Source organism: Salegentibacter salarius (assembly GCF_900168265.1).
Classification (GTDB): Bacteria; Bacteroidota; Bacteroidia; order Flavobacteriales; family Flavobacteriaceae; genus Salegentibacter; species Salegentibacter salarius.
Window position 1 is genome coordinate 258,039 of sequence record NZ_FVZF01000001.1, and the last position, 18,321, is coordinate 276,359.

General features: G+C 37.2%; 16 protein-coding genes. 5 read left to right on the top strand and 11 right to left on the bottom strand.

Translation table 11 applies throughout. The annotated features are described in order from the left end of the window. The first annotated feature begins 4 nt into the window (after positions 1-4). Genes B5440_RS01070 through B5440_RS01090 form a run of 5 tightly spaced genes read left to right on the top strand, consistent with a single transcriptional unit; the run spans position 5 to position 4,848 of the window. Complete coding sequence (locus tag B5440_RS01070; RefSeq protein WP_093302413.1) at positions 5-298, top strand: hypothetical protein; 294 nt, start codon at positions 5-7, stop codon at positions 296-298. Beyond that, positions 299-2,167, top strand: coding sequence for a DNA mismatch repair endonuclease MutL (gene mutL / locus B5440_RS01075; protein WP_070052394.1), 1,869 nt, complete (start codon positions 299-301; stop codon positions 2,165-2,167). Continuing rightward, positions 2,168-2,911, top strand: coding sequence for a rhomboid family intramembrane serine protease (locus tag B5440_RS01080; RefSeq protein WP_070052392.1), 744 nt, complete (start codon positions 2,168-2,170; stop codon positions 2,909-2,911). Continuing rightward, entirely contained in the window at positions 2,911-3,825 is a 915-nt protein-coding gene (locus B5440_RS01085) for a rhomboid family intramembrane serine protease (protein ID WP_070052388.1), read from the top strand. The genes B5440_RS01080 and B5440_RS01085 overlap by 1 nt, the downstream gene beginning before the upstream one ends. Further along, positions 3,826-4,848 (top strand): endonuclease/exonuclease/phosphatase family protein, encoded by a 1,023-nt coding sequence (locus tag B5440_RS01090; RefSeq protein WP_070052386.1) that lies wholly within the window; start codon positions 3,826-3,828, stop codon positions 4,846-4,848. Here B5440_RS01090 and B5440_RS01095 read toward each other — a convergent pair. The 11 genes from B5440_RS01095 to B5440_RS01145 all read right to left on the bottom strand — a co-directional run bounded on the left by B5440_RS01095 (position 4,838) and on the right by B5440_RS01145 (position 18,248). After that, positions 4,838-5,488 (bottom strand): WbqC family protein, encoded by a 651-nt coding sequence (locus B5440_RS01095; protein ID WP_070052384.1) that lies wholly within the window; start codon positions 5,486-5,488, stop codon positions 4,838-4,840. The genes B5440_RS01090 and B5440_RS01095 overlap by 11 nt on opposite strands. Next, complete coding sequence (gene lepB, locus B5440_RS01100) at positions 5,489-7,063, bottom strand: signal peptidase I (RefSeq protein ID WP_070052382.1); 1,575 nt, start codon at positions 7,061-7,063, stop codon at positions 5,489-5,491. It lies immediately after the preceding gene. A gap of 122 nt (positions 7,064-7,185) precedes the next feature. Next, a complete protein-coding gene (dapB, locus tag B5440_RS01105; protein ID WP_262506374.1) occupies positions 7,186-7,926 on the bottom strand; it encodes a 4-hydroxy-tetrahydrodipicolinate reductase in 741 nt (246 codons plus the stop codon). Between the two features lie 50 nt (positions 7,927-7,976). After that, the gene (locus B5440_RS01110) at positions 7,977-8,567 is read right to left on the bottom strand and encodes a DUF5683 domain-containing protein (RefSeq protein ID WP_070052378.1); all 591 of its coding nucleotides are present in this window, start codon (positions 8,565-8,567) and stop codon (positions 7,977-7,979) included. Continuing rightward, entirely contained in the window at positions 8,557-9,462 is a 906-nt protein-coding gene (locus B5440_RS01115; RefSeq protein ID WP_057481724.1) for a ParB/RepB/Spo0J family partition protein, read from the bottom strand. Before B5440_RS01115 ends, B5440_RS01110 begins: the two co-directional genes overlap by 11 nt. Positions 9,463-9,465: 3 nt before the next feature. After that, a complete protein-coding gene (locus B5440_RS01120) occupies positions 9,466-10,230 on the bottom strand; it encodes a ParA family protein (protein WP_070052377.1) in 765 nt (254 codons plus the stop codon). 149 nt (positions 10,231-10,379) lie between these two features. Next, positions 10,380-13,211: a M16 family metallopeptidase gene (locus B5440_RS01125; RefSeq protein ID WP_070052376.1), complete on the bottom strand. Its 2,832-nt coding sequence runs from the start codon at positions 13,209-13,211 to the stop codon at positions 10,380-10,382. A 174-nt stretch (positions 13,212-13,385) separates the two neighbouring features. Then, the gene (locus B5440_RS01130) at positions 13,386-14,267 is read right to left on the bottom strand and encodes an SDR family oxidoreductase (RefSeq protein ID WP_070052374.1); all 882 of its coding nucleotides are present in this window, start codon (positions 14,265-14,267) and stop codon (positions 13,386-13,388) included. Positions 14,268-14,364: 97 nt separating this feature from the next. Next, positions 14,365-16,503, bottom strand: coding sequence for a methylmalonyl-CoA mutase (gene scpA, locus B5440_RS01135; protein ID WP_070052372.1), 2,139 nt, complete (start codon positions 16,501-16,503; stop codon positions 14,365-14,367). Positions 16,504-16,517: 14 nt separating this feature from the next. Beyond that, a complete protein-coding gene (locus tag B5440_RS01140) occupies positions 16,518-17,900 on the bottom strand; it encodes a methylmalonyl-CoA mutase subunit beta (protein WP_070052370.1) in 1,383 nt (460 codons plus the stop codon). 30 nt (positions 17,901-17,930) lie between these two features. Then, positions 17,931-18,248 carry an FtsB family cell division protein gene (locus B5440_RS01145; protein WP_070052368.1) on the bottom strand — a complete coding sequence of 106 codons (318 nt, stop codon included), beginning with the start codon at positions 18,246-18,248 and terminating at the stop codon, positions 17,931-17,933. Positions 18,249-18,321 lie beyond the last annotated feature (73 nt).

Here is an 18,321-nt window from a genome sequence, read left to right on the forward strand (position 1 = left end):
TATTTTGAAGATCAAAATTCATAAACCAAGAAAGAATGCCCGGTATAATTACACCCCTCGTTATTATAAGGGGAAGGATACGGGTAATATTTATAGTTTTGATTCAAAATTCAGTAAATATAAAGAAACCACAAATGCTATAGATTTTGGCTCCCAATGGGCTGAAGTACGTAAATCCAGTAGAACGCGCGGTAACCGGGAAATCAATAAAAGGTTGCTTATAATTATAATGGTGCTTGTTCTCATTTTTCTATGGATAATAGACTTTGATCTGTCCATCTTTTCCAATCAACCCTAAATGACAGATATAATTCAACTTTTACCAGACCATGTGGCGAATCAGATTGCTGCCGGGGAAGTGGTGCAAAGGCCGGCTTCGGTGGTAAAGGAACTCGTGGAAAATGCTATTGATGCAGGTTCTGGGAATATCCAGGTGGTAATAAAAGATGCCGGAAAAACGCTTATTCAGGTGGTTGATGATGGTAAAGGAATGAGCCTTACCGATGCCAGGATGTGTTTTGAACGCCACGCTACTTCAAAAATTAAAGCTGCTGAAGATCTTTTTAGTTTACAAACCAAAGGCTTTAGGGGAGAAGCATTGGCTTCTATTGCTGCAATTGCCCACGTAGAGTTGAAGACCAAACCGGAAGATGATGAAGTTGGAACACAAATTAAAGTTGAAGGCAGTAAAGTTGCCAATCAGGATGTTTGTGTTTGTCCTAAAGGAACTTCGGTAAGTGTAAAAAATCTGTTTTATAATATTCCTGCAAGAAGGAATTTTTTGAAATCAGATGCGGTAGAAACCCGGCATATTATAGATGAATTCCAAAGGGTGGCTTTAGCACATCCACAAATCGCTTTTTCATTATTTCATAACGGAAGTGAGCTTTTTCAGCTCCCGGAAACTAATCACAGGCAACGAATTACTAATATTTTTGGTGGAAAAACCAACGAAAAACTGGTGCCGGTAACCGAGGAAACCGAGATTGTTGAAATTTCGGGATTTGTTGGGAAACCAGAGTTTGCAAAGAAATCGCGGGGAGAACAGTTCTTTTTTGTAAATAATCGATTTATAAAAAGTCCTTATTTAAATCACGCGGTAGTAGCTGCTTTTGAAGGTTTATTAAAAGATAAATCTTATCCCAGTTATTTCCTTTTCTTAAAAGTTGATCCAAAAAGTATAGATATCAATATTCATCCTACTAAAACTGAAATTAAGTTTGATGATGAACATGCGCTTTATGCGATTTTAAGAAGCGCTATAAAACATAGTTTAGGTCAGTTTAATGTAGCTCCGGTCCTGGATTTTGATCGCGATGCAAACCTGGACACGCCTTACGATTATAAAAATAGATCTGCTGAAGTACCTCAGGTAGAAGTAGATCGTAATTTTAATCCATTCCAGGAAGAAAATGCCCGAACTCATAAAACAGGTTCAAATTCTTTTTCTTCAAACTTTAAAAAAGAGCGCGGAGAAAGTTGGGAGAGCTTATATGCCGGATTACAAACCGAAGATACGCCTAAGCTTGATTCAGATTTTAGAGAAATAGAGTTTGAAAGCGAGGAAGTAACAGGAAATTTATTCCAGCCTTCGGAGGATAAAGAGGAAAAATCTACCTTTCAGCTTCATAAAAAATATATTGTAAGTACGCTGAAGAGCGGGATTTTAGTGATAGATCAGCACCGTGCACATACCCGAATTTTATATGAAGAAATGCTGAAAAATATTACCGTATCGGCAGCAGTGAGCCAACAGTTGTTGTTTCCGTTAAATCTTCAGTTTAACACGCACGAAATAGAGATATTAAAACAATTAAAGGATTCACTGGAACAAACCGGATTTGTATTTTCCGAAGTAAAAAGTGATTCGGTAGAAATTGTTGGAATTCCTACTTTAATTTCAGAAAGTGAAGTAGAAATCTTATTGGAACAGCTTATTGCCGATTTTGAAAACGATGTGCCCGATAATGGTTTTTCTCAAACCGATCTACTGGCAAAGTCGCTCGCAAAGGGAATGGCGGTAAAATCTGGAACACTTTTAAACAATACTGAGCAGCAGCATATTGTTAACAGGTTGTTTGCTTGTAAAGAACCTGGGCTAAGCCCGTCTAACAGATCGGTTTTCGTTACTTTAACGGTAGACGAGCTGGATAAAAAATTTATGTAAATGGGAAGAATTACCGATACTGTAAAAGTACTTTTAATCATCAATATCATTTTTTTTGTTGGTAGCCAGTTTCTGGGCGATTATGCATACCAATTATTTGCTCTTTGGTTCTTTGAGAACGAAAATTTTATGCCGTGGCAATTTATTAGCCATATGTTTATGCACGGCAGCTTGATGCATATTATCTTTAATATGTATGCCTTGTGGGCTTTTGGTGGTCCCATTGAACAAATGCTTGGACAAAAGAAATTTATCTTCTTTTATTTTTCGGCAGGGCTTGGAGCCGCATTTCTACATACCCTGGTAAATTATATAGAATTTAAAACCGGTTATAATGCATTGTTAGATGCAGGAATGAGCATGGGGAGTGTAGAGCAACTGCTTAAAACAGGAGAATACTCTACCGCTATTCTGGATTCTGTACCTAAGGAAACCCTACAAAGTCTTTATCAGAGTGTAAATACACCGGCTGTTGGAGCTTCCGGGGCTATTTACGGTATTCTTGTAGCTTTTGGAATGATGTTTCCTAATGTTGAATTATTCCTGTTATTTGTACCGGTACCTATCAAGGCGAAATACTTTATTCCTGTGCTTATTTTAATAGATTTATTTTCAGGATTTACAGGATATTCGTTATTTGGAGGTGGCGTAGCACACTTTGCCCATGTTGGAGGTGCTTTGTTTGGCTTTATAATGATGTGGTACTGGAAGAAAAACCAGTTTAACCAAAACCGCTGGGATTGATGAAAGGATCTGATAAAATAAGATATAAACTGCAAACCGCTACGGTAGTTGAAAAGCTGATTGCTATTAACGTATTGGTTTTCTTCCTGTTCTTTTTATTTAGAACTATAGCTTATTTATTTCAGTTGCCATCAGATTTTTTACTGGAGTGGTTTGTTTTTCCGAAGGAACCGGGAGAGTTTATTTTTAAGCCCTGGTCTATAATCACGTATTCCTTTTTACACGGTGGAATTTGGCATATCCTTTCAAATATGCTGATCTTATATTTCTCAGGTATTTATTTTCTGAATTATTTTTCACCCAAAAGATTACTTAATTATTTCTTTTTAGGGGTAATTATGGGCGCGCTAGTTTATATGTTAAGCTATAATTTATTCCCTGCGTTCCAATCTATGGGCCGTTCTTATTTAATAGGAGCATCGGCCGGGGTTATGGCGGTTTTGGTGGGAATAGCTACTTATATTCCTAATATGCGGGTAAAGCTGCTTTTAATAGGAAGTATTAAATTCTGGTACATTGCTGCTTTTTTGGTGGCACTAGATATCATTCAAATTCCAATGAGTAATGCCGGCGGTCACCTGGCACACCTTGGTGGTGCAGCTTTGGGTTATGTTTACACCAAACAATTGCAAAAAGGTAATGATATTGGTTCCTGGTTTGAAAAAATAATGGATAGTTTCGCGTCTTTATTCAAAACCACCGAACGCAAGGCCAAAATGAAAACTGTATACCGAAAAAACACAAATAAAAAATCGGCTACCCAACAGCGTAAACCTTTTTCTTCCCGAAAATTAGATAAAGATGAAAAGCAGAAAGAAATTGATGCTATTTTAGATAAAATAAGTAAAAGTGGCTACGATAGCTTGAGTAAAAGCGAGAAAGATTTTTTATTTAAAGCCGGTAAAGAAGATTAAATGAAAAAGCTTGGCCTTATAGATAAGATCATTTTTATCTTTAATTCCCTTTTAGGTACCGCATTATTACTATCGTATTTACTAGCCTATATTCCTCCAAAATCCTTTCCTTTATTATCGGTATTAAGCCTTGGAGTTCCTATTTTAATCCTTGTAAACCTAGGCTTTATGGTTTACTGGATTATAAGATTAAAAAGGCAATTCTTGTTGTCTTTTATTGTATTGCTTATTGGATATAATTATGTATCCAGTCTTTACCAGTTTAGCTCCAACACCCAAACTTCTGAAGAAGAGGTGAGCATTATGAGCTATAATGTGCGTATGTTTAATACTTATGATTGGACTGATGAAGAAAATATTCCTGAACGGATCACAGATTTTATAAAGGAAAAGGATCCCGATATTTTACTTACCCAGGAGCATACGGTAGATGAAACCAATTTAAAGGAGATCTATCCGTATCATTTTGTGCATAGAAAAGGCAGGAATTCAGAATTTGGTTCGGCCATATTTTCCAAATTTCCTATTGTAGAACAGTATTCTGTTGATTTTCCCCATGACGGAAATAACAATGCTATTTATACCGATATAGTGGTAAAAACAGATACGCTGCGTGTTTTTAATGTTCACTTTCAATCTTTAAATGTAAAGCCTGAAATTGATAATTTACGAAAGGAAGATTCTAAAAAGTTACTGGGCAGAATAGGACAGGGTTTTGGAATGCAACAGGAACAAGCTGAGATGATGATGAAAAAAGTGGGAGAATCTTCACGTAAAACCATTATTGCCGGAGATTTTAATAATACCGCCTTTTCCTATATTTATGAATTTATAAATGATGAAAGATTTAAAGATGCTTTCCTGGAATCTGGAGAAGGTTTCGGACAAACCTTTAAACTGAATTATTTCCCGTTACGAATAGATTTTATGCTCTTTGATGCCGGCATACAGATTAACGCCTTTGAGCGCTTTAAAAATGAATTCTCAGATCATTATCCAGTTATGACCCGGTTTAAAATTTAAATTCCTGTGCTTCCAGAAAATTTAAACTATTTGGGCCTTCATTAAAAATGAGGTCTAAGATGCTTAAATTCGGTAGAAAACCGAGTTTATCCTGAAAAACCTGCCTATACTCTTGATGCTGAAAGTTGAGCTTTCCTTTTGCATTAATAAGAGGTCTTAAGTCTTTTTTATCTTCAGGGTTAAGAATGTATTCTGAAGTTTTATTGAAGTCCAGGTCCAACTGAAGCGTTTCGGTTACAAACTCCAAACAAGCATAATTAAAGTCTAATAGGTAACCGAATTTCTTATGATAAAGAGGGTAAATTTCGTCTTCATAAAACTCGAAAAAAGGGGAAGTCTGGTAAGAGGCTTTTAAGGCACGCCAATGTTGCTTTTGCCATTCAAAGTCATTTTCAATTTGCACCTCTTTATAAAGTTGGTGCTTTCCTGCTTTTTTAGGCTCACCCGTTAATGCCGAGCGATGCTTAATGGGAATATTAAGTAGCAATTTTCCATTAGAATCATAGATATACATCCGGTTTCTATAGGTTTGTTTCTGGTAATTATCTTCATTTTCAAAATGAACTTTATCTGCCTTTACCAGCGCAACAAATTGAGAAACCGGCCCAAAATAGGCCGGATGTATTAGGATCTCTTCCATTTAAGCGTTTTTCCTGCGTTTTTTAAAGTAATTGAAGGCAATAATAATAACGACTATAATTAGGAAATAAGGCAAGTAGGAGGTAGGTGGAGCGTCTCCTTTTACCGTTGTAAAAACGCGATCCCACCTAATTTTATTAAAGAACCCCTGGGCATTAGCGTCCCAACTCATCCATACAAAAACAGGTTTACCTACCACGTGATTTTCGGGAACAAAGCCCCAGGTTCGGCTGTCTTCGCTGTTATGGCGGTTATCTCCCATCATCCAGTAATAATTCTGCTTAAAGGTATAGGAATTTACAGGTTGACCGTTTAATAAAACCTGAGTGCCGTTAAGGCTTAATTTATTATTTATGCCCATTTCGCTACCTTCATAAGTTTCTATAATTCTCTTATAGAATGGCATCGATTTAGAAGTAAGATCTACAGTTACGCCCTCTTTTGGGATATAAATTGGTCCCATATGATCATTATTCCAACTTAATTTTCCATCGTTAGGAAAAATACTTCGGTTTTTAGACCCTAAAGAATCAGAATATCTTTGGATGCTGGTAACGTTTGGGTGATTTTTAATTCTATTATACGCAGCTTCGGTTAAAGCTTTTATATAGAATTGATTGGTATTGGGATCGTGATAATAACCATCAGTAATATCATATTCCTCATATAAATATCTCGGGTTAAAGCCCTGCCCATTCGTGGTACCATAATAGGTAAACTGTGGTCTTGCCCGGCCGGGAAGTTGAAGAGGTTCGTTGTTTACAATTACCTTTCCTTCACTTACCTGAAGTGAATCTCCCGGAAGTCCAACAGCACGTTTTACGTAATTAGATTTTTTGTCGATAGGTTTGTAATAGTATTTCCCATCGCCATATTGCTGAAAAGCGTTTACAGTATCTACGGGCCAGTTAAATACTACAATATCATTGCGTTCGATCTCTTCGAAACCGGGTAATCTTAGATAAGGAATTTGAGGTTCGGTTAAGTAAGATTTTATTCCTAAAACCGGGATTGTATCATGAACCATTGGAAAAGCTACTGCGGTTCTGGGTAATCTTGCACCATAATGAAATTTACTCACAAACAAAAAGTCTCCTACCAGTAAGGTTTTCTCTAAGGAAGAAGTGGGTATGGTAAAGGGTTGTATTACATAAGTATGCACAATCGTAGCCGCTATTACTGCAAAAAGTATCGAGCTTATCCATTCTCCTGCAGCTGTTCTGGGTTTTAAGCTTCTGTCTTCAATATATTTTACATCGGTAGCGTAGTTTATATAGTAAATATAAAAACCGAGTGTAAAAATAGCTAAAAGCGTATCTGTAGTACTATGGCGCCCAAAACTCCTAATGGTTTCCACCCAAATTACCGGGAACATGATCAGGTTTACAATGGGGATAAAAAGAAGGATTACCCACCACCACGGTCGGTTTATGATCTTCATTAAAATTACAGCATTATAAACCGGAATTGCGGCTTCCCAGGCTTGCCTGCCTGCTTTTTTATATAGTTTCCAGGTACCTGCAAAGTGAATAACCTGAACCAGCAGGAAAAAGAGAAACCATTCTGTAAATGTCATATTTTTAGTCTTTGCTTTATTAGTAACAATACTTAGAATTTGTTACTTACTAAGTGAGATAAAATGCCTCATTACCTCAGGATTATTGTTTTTGCCAACTTACTGTCTGTTGACCTTCAATTTTATTTAATTTGGTCAGAAAGTACGTCTTTCATGGTGAAAACGCCTTTTTTATCTTTGATCCATTCGGCGGCAATAACAGCACCAAGGGCAAAACCCTCCCTGGATTTGGCAGTATGCATAATTTCTATCGTATCTATTTTAGATATGTAAGAAACGGTGTGGGTGCCGGGAACGTTTTCAATTCTTTTGGCTTTTACCGGAATCTCATCTTCTTCAGCATGATCCAGTTGCCAGTTGTTCTTTTTATCGTTTTCAGCAATTACTTGCTGGGCCAGGCTTATAGCGGTTCCGCTGGGCGCATCCTGTTTTTGTGTATGGTGAATTTCTTCAATTTCCACGTCATAATCACTCATGCCGTTCATCATCTTCGCCAGTTTCCTGTTCAGTTCAAAGAAAAGATTAACGCCCACACTAAAATTTGAAGCATAGATAAATGCAGAATCTTCTTTTTTGCAGATCTCTACTGCCTTTTCATAATCATCAAGCCAGCCTGTAGTTCCACAAACTACCGGGATATTGTTTTTAAAACAGGTGGTAATATTTTTAAAAGCTGCTTTGGGAACACTAAAATCTATAGCAACATCAATTTCCATTTTATCCAGCTCGAAGGTATCAATATCTTCTTCAAGCTTTAAAACAATTTCGTGACCATGGTTTACTGCAATCTCCTCGATTGTTTTCCCCATTCTTCCGTATCCTAAAAGTGCTAGTTTCATCTCTAATTTTTTTAATCTACTTATAATTCTAATTGAAAGGATAACTAATATAGCTATGCTATCTATTTTTATCTTTAAAAGCTATAATTTAAGGAAAAGCCATACTTAGACTTGCCCGTAAAATTGTCAAACTCCATATTGGGTTTTAAACTAAGGTCTTCACTAACATTAAATTGCTGTAGGTGTGCGTTTACATTGGCGTCAATAATATTTAATACGTAAAACCCTGCAATTACCAGTATCGAGATTTCTTTATTTCTACGGTAAAATTCCTGTGCTCTTATTAGTCCGTCGTCAGATATTCTTTCGTCTCCATCTACAGTAAATTCATCTTTTCTACCAGCAAGCCGATTTTTATAAGCATCTCTATAGCGGTTCCATTCTTTATTGTTATTTATATAAAAATAAACTCCGGTACCAATTCCGGCGTAAACCAACGGAATTTTCCAGTATTTACCGTTGTATGCCTGCCCCAAACCGGGTAGTATAGCCGAGTAAAATGCAGCTTTCGCGGGTGCCAGCGCATTATAAGGTTTATAATCTTTTTCTTCTGAAATTGTATCTATTACTTCAGGGGTTTCAAGCCTTAAAGAATCTTCCTGGGCCGTAAGTTTGAAAACGAACAACAGAAAAAAAAGAAATGATAGAACCCAATTAGTCTTCACCCTGGATAAGTTTTTTTAGTCTAATAAAATCTTCTTCGGAAGAAAATGGAATACTAAGTTTTCCTGAACCTTTTTTAGTGACCTTTACATCAACTTTTGTCCCGAGATATTCTGAAAATTCTTTAATTCCTTTTTTGTAAGAAGTAGGAACTGCAGCCGTTTTCTTGGAAGTTTTTGAAGCTTTTGAACCTTCGTTTACTTCACGCACCAGTTGTTCGGTTTCCCTAACCGATAAAGATTTTTGAAGTATTTTTTCGTAAATCTCCAGTTGTTTTTGCGGATCGCTAACATTTATAAGTGCGCGGCCGTGCCCCATACTCATAAAACCATCTCTCATTCCTGTTTGAATAATTGGATCGAGTTTTAAAAGACGTAAGTAGTTGGCTATAGTAGAGCGGTTTTTACCAATGCGTTCACTTAATTGTTCCTGGGTTAGGTTTATTTCATCTATTAAACGCTGGTAAGAAAGCGAAATCTCAATAGGATCCAGATCCTGGCGTTGAATGTTTTCAACCAAAGCCATTTCTAATGATTCCTGGTCGTTGGCAATCCTTATATATGCAGGAATTGTTTCTAAACCTACCAATTTTGAAGCGCGATAACGGCGTTCTCCCGAAACCAGCTGGTATTTATCAAAATCTAGTTTTCTTACGGTAATTGGTTGAATTACACCTAATTCTCTTATTGAAGACGCGAGTTCTTTCAGGTTGTCTTCATTAAAACTGGTTCTTGGCTGAAACGGATTTACTTCTACAGAATCTAAATCCAATTCTACAATATGTCCAACCAGTTTGTCGGCATTTTTATCTTCAGCAGATTGTATATCATTTTGCGGATCTTTCAATAAAGCTGAAAGTCCACGTCCTAATGCTTGTTTTTTGGTCGCCTTCGCCATCTTCTACGAGTTTTTCTTTATAATTTCATGTGCCAGGCTCAAATAATTGCTGGCTCCTTTACTGCCCGCATCATAGTTAATAATGCTTTCCCCATAACTTGGAGCTTCACTTAAACGCACATTTCTTTGAATGATTGTATCAAAAACCATCTCGCCAAAATGCTTCTGCACTTCTTCTACCACCTGGTTAGACAACCTTAAGCGAGAATCATACATAGTAAGCAATAAACCTTCAATATCCAGTTTATTATTATGAATTTTCTGAACGCTTTTAATGGTATTTAATAATTTCCCTAAACCTTCCAGCGCAAAATATTCACACTGTATTGGAATAACCACCGAATCTGAAGCCGTCAAAGCATTTAAAGTTAATAAACCAAGGGAAGGGGCACAGTCAATTAAAATAAAATCATAAAGCTCTTTTAGCGGGGTAATAGCCTTTTTCAGCATAGATTCCCTGGCATCCTGATCTACCAACTCAATTTCTATTGCTACAAGATCTATATGAGCAGGAATAATATCAAGATTTGGGGAGCTGGTCTTTTGAATGCATTCCTCTGCAGCTATTGAGTCTTCAAAAAGCTGGTAAGTACCTAATTCAACCTCTTCCACGTCAATTCCGAGTCCGGAAGTGGCGTTGGCCTGTGGGTCTGCATCTATTAACAATACTTTCTTTTCAAGTACTCCAAGCGAAGCGGCCAGGTTTACCGAGGTAGTGGTTTTGCCCACTCCTCCCTTTTGGTTTGCAATAGCAATGATTTTACCCATTAAGTCTTTATGATTTTTGAAGGGTAAAAATACAATTTATTACAGGTTTATAAAATGATTTTGTTAACAGCTTATACATAAAAAACCGATTGTTGCCAGAAAAGCACAACAATCGGTTTTAAATAAATTGATTTTAAGCAAATCCCGGATTATTCCCCGGCTTCTGAAGCTTGTCCTTCTTTTTTCTCTGGCATTAGAATACCTAGTAAATAATTCTCGTTTAAATATTTGTTTGCAACTTCCTTAATTTCTTCTTTAGTTAAGGCAGCTACTTTTTCTTCATATTCTAAGACCTCATTTATCTCACGCTCTTCCATATCAGCCGATTCCAATTGGTCCAACCAGAAACGGTTTTCCTGAAGCTGATCTTTGCGCTGTACTAAAAAGGTTTCCTTAATTTTTTCAAGATCCTTATCAGTTGGGCCGTTTTCTTTAATTTTTTCAACTTCAGCAAGTGTGGCTTCAGTTAAACTTTCCACATTTTCAGGTCCACACGGGAAAGAAATATTAAAGCTATAAGACCCGTATGGAATCTTGCTTAGGTTACCCCGGGCGCCAACTCCATAAACACCGGCTTCTTCTTCTCTTAACTGCTCTACCAGTTTTATGGTTAGTATCTCACCTAAAGCTTTCATCGTAAAATCTTCTTCAGCTTCATAATCGGTTTCTCCATTCCAGAGAATGTTTACCATACTTTTTGGATCGGTGCCTTTATAAACCACTTTTTTATCTCCTGAAGTTGAAGTTTTAAATTCAGGAACTTCAAATTCTTCGGTTTCTTCTGAAGAAGGTAAGCTTGCGATATATGTTGATGCATATTCTTTTACTTTTTCTTCATCTATATTTCCTACAAAATAGAAGGTGAAATCGCCTGCATTGCCAAAACGCTCCTGGTATTTCTTGTAGGCTAATTCATAATCCTGTGCATCGTATTTCTCTGGGGTAGGGAAACCGACATACCTTGGATTTCCTTCATTTCTGAATTTCCCTAATTCATTCTGAAAATAAAAATTAGGATTAGACATTAAGTTTCCTAAAAATGCCTTTTGCTTATTTACAAAAGCGGTATAGGCTTCTTCATCCATATTAAGATCGGTAAAATATAAATGAACCATTTGGAATAATGTTTCCAGGTCTTTTGGAGTTGAAGAACCACTGAAACCTTCGGTAATTCCTGAAATTTCCGGACGTACCTGAACTATTTTCCCGCTCATCATTTTACTAAGATCGTTTATAGAAAGATCTGCAATCCCTGCTTGAGAAAGACCGCTATTAGCTAAAGCAGTATTTAAGTAATCTTCATCTGAATACAATGAAGTACCTCCCATGCTTTTAGCGCTAAATAGGATTTCATCATTTTTAAAGTCGGTTTTTTTGTAAACTACTTCAGCGCCATTGCTAAGTTTTAGGCGGGTGAAACCAACTTCCTCGTTCTTCTTGGTTTCTACCACGCTACCGGCATTTGGCATTTTTGTCATTAAATTATCACGCAACTTCTCTTCTTCGTAAGCGGCAATTTCAGAGTTTTTAATTTCCTCTAAAAGCGACATAACCTCTTCTTCTTTTACCGGTTCTAAGCCTTCTTTTTTAGGCCCGGTAAGAACAATCACGCGATTATCTTCGTGAAGAAAATCAGAAATAAGTCCGTTTATTTCTTCAAGCTCGATATCCTCCAGGTTCTCCTGTGCAAAATTGTAGCGCCATTCAGTTCCCGGAATAGGGGAGTTTTCAAGAAAATGACTTACATATTGATTTACCAGACGACCGCTTTCCTGTTTGTCTCGGTCTTTGTATTGTTTCTCTAATCTTGCAAGATATTCACTCTTAGCTCTTTCAAATTCACTTTTGGTAAAGCCGTGACGTTTTACACGCTCATTTTCTTCCAGTAAAGCTTTAAGAGATTCCAATTGCTGGTTTTCTCCCGTCATCGCGAAAGATTGATATGCATTTTTATTCCTGGCAAAAGTACCACCGTAGTAAGAATAACCGTAGTTGAATGGAGGATTTGAACTATTAGTAAGTTCACTTAAACGGTTATTGATCATTGTAGAGAAAAGATTCTTTTCCATCTGATCTATATAATCCTCTTTAGTAACAACATCTTCAGACTCTTCATGGTCTTTATAATAAACACGAACCTGGGAAAATGGAGCTTCTTCATCTGTAGCTATAGAAACAAAGGTTTCTTCGTGATTAGGAAGATCGTAAGTTTTTCTTTCTCTGGGATTTTCTACCGGTTTTAGATTAGAAAAGTGTTCTTTAATCTTTTCTTCTATTTTTTCCACATCCAGATCTCCAACAGCAACTATGGCCATAAGATCTGGACGATACCAGTCTTTATAAAAGTTGCGAACTGTTTCGTAATCTGCTTCCTGGATCACCTCTTTTTTTCCAATAGGAAGTCTGTCTGCATAATGAGAGTTGTACATTACTTTTGGAAGGTATTCCTGCATCATACGCTTATCGGGACCAAGACCTAATCGGTATTCTTCCATAACCACACCGCGTTCTTCATCGATGTCCTCATCGGTCATAGTGGCTTTATGCGCCCAATCTTCAAGAATTTGGAAACCGGTATTTAGGGTTTCTTCATCATCGCTGGGGATAGGAAGAATATAAACAGTTTCATCAAAACTGGTATATGCATTAAGATCGGCGCCAAATTTTACACCAATGCTTTGCAGGTAATCTACCAGTTCATTTTTTTCAAAATTTTCAGTTCCATTAAAATTCATGTGTTCTACAAAGTGAGCCAAACCTTGTTGATCTTCATTTTCAAGAATAGAACCTGCGTTTATAACCAAACGGAGCTCTAATTTGTCTTCGGGGCGTTCATTATTTCTAATATAATAGGTGAGGCCATTATCCAGTTTGCCCATTTTAACTTTGGGACTCACCGGAATATTTTCACTCTCCTGGGCTTGCAATCCAACATTGACTGCTAAGAAAAGAATTAATGAATTCAGTAATAATTTTTTCATTTAAATAGGTTTTATTGATTAATTGTGCAACAATATACACCTTTTACAATATTATTATCAATAGAATTAAATATTTAGTTGAAAAAAGATTTTGTTGGATTACTTACACTAAATAAAAAAGCCTGAAACTTTTTAAGGTTTCAGGCTTTGAAATATAAATTTTAAGAAAAATACTTAACTACCTTTCTTAGATTTAATCATTGCTTCCAGTTGGTCCCACATTTCTTCGGGAATTGCTTCCAGTAAATTGAACTGTCCTGCACCTTTAAGCCATTCTCCACCATCTATGGTAATTACTTCGCCATTCACATAAGCTGAAAAATCTGAAACTAAATAGGCGGCAAGGTTTGCCAATTCCTGGTGTTCACCAACTCTTTTTAATGGTACTTTTTTAGCAAGATCGAATTTATCTTTTAAATCTCCCGGCAATAATCTATCCCAGGCGCCTTTAGTGGGGAAGGGGCCGGGTGCAATTGCATTAAACCTAATTCCGTATTTTGCCCATTCTACCGCTAGAGAGCGCGTCATAGCCAAAACTCCTGCTTTCGCGGTAGCACTTGGCACTACATAAGCAGAGCCTGTCCAAGCATAAGTGGTTACAATATTAAGTACCGTTTTATCTTTTTGTTTTGTATCTATCCAATGTTTTCCAAGCGCCATGGTACAGTTTTTACTTCCTTTAAGCACAATATCAATAATGGTATCAAAAGCATTGGCGCTTAATCTCTCGGTTGGAGAAATAAAGTTTCCTGCAGCATTGTTTAATAAAACATCTATGTTTCCAAATTCTTTTAGAACTTCATCACGCATGTTTTCTACCTGATCGTAATGTCTAACATCGCATTGAACAGCAAAACATTTACCTCCGGTTTCATCTTCCAGCTCTTTGGCGGTGTTTTGAAGTTTTTCCAGGTTTCTGGAAGTGATCGCTACGTTAGCACCAAGTTCCATAAAGTACTTTGTCATTGCTTTCCCAAGTCCACTTCCTCCACCGGTTACGATAATCGTTTTGCCTTTCAAAGCATCGTCCCGAAGCATTTTTTTAGTAAAATCCATAATATATTTTTTAGTTGGTTGGTTTACTCACTAAGTGAGATTTAATATTTTAAGTCTTTTTATAATTTATAAAACCTCCAAGGTTATTTTTATAAGTTTAAACTTCTTCCTCTATCAAAATTTCTAAAAGCTGAATTGCGGCATCACTTATTTTAGTTCCCGGCCCAAAAACCGCAACAGCGCCAGCATCAAATAAATATTGATAATCTTGCGAAGGAATCACCCCACCCACAATAACCATAATATCCTCTCTTCCTAATTTCTTTAATTCTTCCAGCACCTGTGGAACCAGAGTTTTGTGTCCTGCTGCTAAAGATGAAACTCCTAAAATATGCACATCGTTTTCCACTGCCTGTTTCGCTGCTTCTTTTGGCGTTTGAAAAAGCGGACCAATATCTACATCAAAACCAAGATCGGCATAACCGGTGGCAACTACTTTTGCCCCACGATCGTGGCCATCCTGACCCATTTTTGCGATCATAATTCGGGGTCTTCTTCCGTCCTGTTCTGCAAATTTATCGGCCAGTTCCCTGGCTTTTTTAAACGAAGTGTTCTCTTTCATTTCTTTAGAATATACACCGCTAAAGGTTTGTACTTTAGCTTTATGCCTGCCGTAAACTTTTTCCAGCGCATCGCTAATTTCACCTAAAGTTGCGCGATGCCTTGCCGCCTCAACAGCTAAACTAAGCAAATTCCCGTTTTCTTTTTCGGCGCATTCGGTAAGATCTTTTAGCGCTTTTTCAACTTTTCCGGTGTTTCTTTCGGCTTTTATTTTCTCCAGGCGTTCTACCTGTTGTTTTCTTACGGTCTGGTTATCTACTTCTAAAGTAACCAGTTCGTCCTCTTTTTCGAGGCGGTATTTATTGGTGCCGACAATAATATCGGTTTCACTATCAATTCTGGCTTGTTTTTTAGCCGCGGCTTCTTCAATGCGCATCTTCGGAATTCCCTCTTCAATAGCTTTGGTCATTCCTCCAAGTTCTTCAACTTCCTCTATGAGTTTCCAGGCTTTTTCAGCAATTTCGTCAGTAAGTTTTTCAACATAATAACTTCCTGCCCACGGGTCTACCGTCTTGGTGATCTTTGTTTCCTGTTGAAGGTGTAGCTGCGTGTTTCTCGCTATTCGTGCTGAAAAATCTGTTGGGAGTGCAATGGCTTCGTCTAACGCATTTGTGTGCAAACTTTGAGTTCCGCCAAAGGCAGCTGCTGCAGCTTCTATGCAAGTTCGGGCTACATTATTAAAAGGATCCTGTTCGGTTAAACTCCACCCACTGGTTTGCGAATGCGTTCTAAGCGAAAGTGACTTTGCATTTTTCGGGTTGAATTGCTTTACCAGTTTTGCCCAAAGCATTCTGGCGGCTCGCATTTTAGCGATTTCCATAAAATGATTCATTCCAATTCCCCAGAAAAATGAAAGTCGGGGTGCAAAACTGTCTATATCCATTCCGGCTTCCAGGCCTTTTCGAATATATTCTAATCCATCGGCTAAGGTGTAAGCGAGTTCAATATCGCAGGTAGCACCGGCTTCCTGCATATGATACCCCGAGATACTTATGCTATTGAATTTTGGCATATTCTGCGACGAATATTCAAAAATATCTGAAATGATCTTCATAGAAGGAGTAGGAGGGTAGATGTAGGTGTTTCGTACCATAAACTCCTTTAAAATGTCATTTTGAATAGTTCCTGAAAGTTGTTCGGGTTTTACGCCTTGTTCTTCAGCTGCCACGATATAAAAGGCTAGAATTGGTAAAACCGCGCCGTTCATGGTCATAGAAACCGACATTTTATCTAGCGGAATTTGATCAAAAAGGATCTTCATGTCTTCCACCGAATCTATAGCAACACCGGCTTTTCCAACATCTCCAACCACACGCTCGTGATCACTGTCGTAACCTCGGTGGGTAGGAAGATCAAACGCTACCGAAAGGCCTTTTTGGCCGGCAGCGAGGTTTCTTCGGTAAAAGGCATTGCTTTCTTCAGCAGTAGAAAAACCGGCATACTGGCGAATTGTCCATGGACGGCTTACATACATCGTGCTATATGGCCCGCGTAAATAAGGAGGTATTCCGGCAGCGAAATTTAAATGTTTTAAATCTTTAATATCTTCTTTTGAATAAGAAGGCTGCAAGTTTATTTCTTCCGGGGTTTTATAGGTATTATTTTCACCTTCCTTTTGCCGTTTTCCAAGTGCCGGTGCTGTAAGCTTTATGTGTTGAAGATCTTTTCTTTGCATTGCTCTTTTTTTAATTATTCGGCCTTTTCCTGGTTTATTCTTTCCTGCTCAATTTGTTCGCTTAAGCGTCTTTCCAGGATAGGTTCTATTAAAGTTTTACGCGGATTCTGCTTTAAAAATGGATACAATTCCAGTTCATCTTTCATTTTGTCTTGCGGATTTTCGAATTTATTAGTACCTATCAATACCAAATCTCCACTATCAAATTGTTCCTGTTCTTTTTTCGCGCTTTCCTTTATTTTTCGCTGAATGGCTCCTTCTTTTAATTGCTTTAAAAAACCGCCACCTTTTTCAATTTCTTTGAAAATATCTAAAGCCATTTCAGCAAATTGTTTGGTAAGATTTTCAATATAATAAGCACCTTCGGCAGCATTGGCAACCTTATCAAGATAAGCTTCGTGCTTCATCACTAACAATTGGTTGCGGGCAATCCTGTCTCCAAACTCATTGTTTTTATGATAGATAGCATCATAAGGCATATTGTAAACCGTATTGGCACCGCCTAAAACTGCGCTCATACTTTCGGTTGTGGTTCGAAGAAGATTTACATTAAAATCGTAAAGTGTTTTATTTCGTTTTGTGGGTTGAGCCAGGATATGGCAGGTTTCGGGAATTTTATATTCTGAAGCTAAAGTTGCGTAAAGCCATCTTAAGGCTTTGATTTTAGCAATTTCGAAGAAATAATTTGGCCCGGAAGCGATTAAAAATTGCGGTTGAAATTTCTCGAAATTCGGGTTTTCCTGAAAATGGTTCAGGTATTCGTTAGCGTGCGTCAGGGCATAAGCCAATTGCTGCGGAATATTCGCTCCGGAATTTTGATATAAAGTGGTATCTATACTGATTACCGATTTAAAATCTTCTGAATTAGTGAAAATACTGTCCAGGATTTCGTGATCCTTTTGAAGATTATGGAACCAGTTTCCCGAACGGGCAAGATTTCCTACAATATCAAATTGAAGAAAAACCTGGTGGTCTTTTCCTTTTAAAAATTCCCGCAAACGTTTGAAATAATTTTCAGAAAAAAAGCTGAAACTAAAGTAAATTATAGTTTTATCCAGTGCTATTCCCTTCAGTAAATTTTCAACAGGAATTTCTTCATTTGGAATGATAAACCAAAGGCTTTCGGTTCCTTTTTTAAGGACTTGATTAGCGCGTTTATTGCTTTTTTCAGCAGAAACCACGTATAATCTTTCACAAATATTCCAGTTCTTGGGAGAAGGTGTTTTTATGCTGTCTTGGATATCTTCAGCATTATAAAAGGGTTTTATATTGACTCCATCCAGGGATTTATAGACGAGTTTCTCGTTATAATCGGCTCCCTTTAAATCAAATTGTATTTTTTGTTTCCATTCTTTTGCAGAAACTTCGTCAAATTCCTGAAATAAAGATTCTTTCATTGCGTATTTTTTCTGAAAATTAATTCCCGGTTACTCTGTAATAGTATCATATTCAATTATGAATATTTCTTCATCGGGACGTTTCATATAATATTGCTGGCGCGCAAATTTTTCCATTTCTACTGAATCCTGAAGCTGTTCTATTGTAGCTTTATCTTTCGAAATTTCATTTTTATAATATTGCCTGTTTTCTTCAAGTTCTTCTATTTCCTGGTTGAGTTCGTTATGAATTAGCCAAGAATTGCTATCAAGAAAAAACATCCAACCACCAAAAATAAGTATCAGCAAAACATATTTGTTGCTGATAACCTTAAACCATTTTTTGTTTCTTAATTCTTTTAAATTCACACCTTCTAACTTCAGTAACTAATTAAGATTATTTGGTAATTGGTAAGTTTTAATGCCTTACCGGCTATTTGGA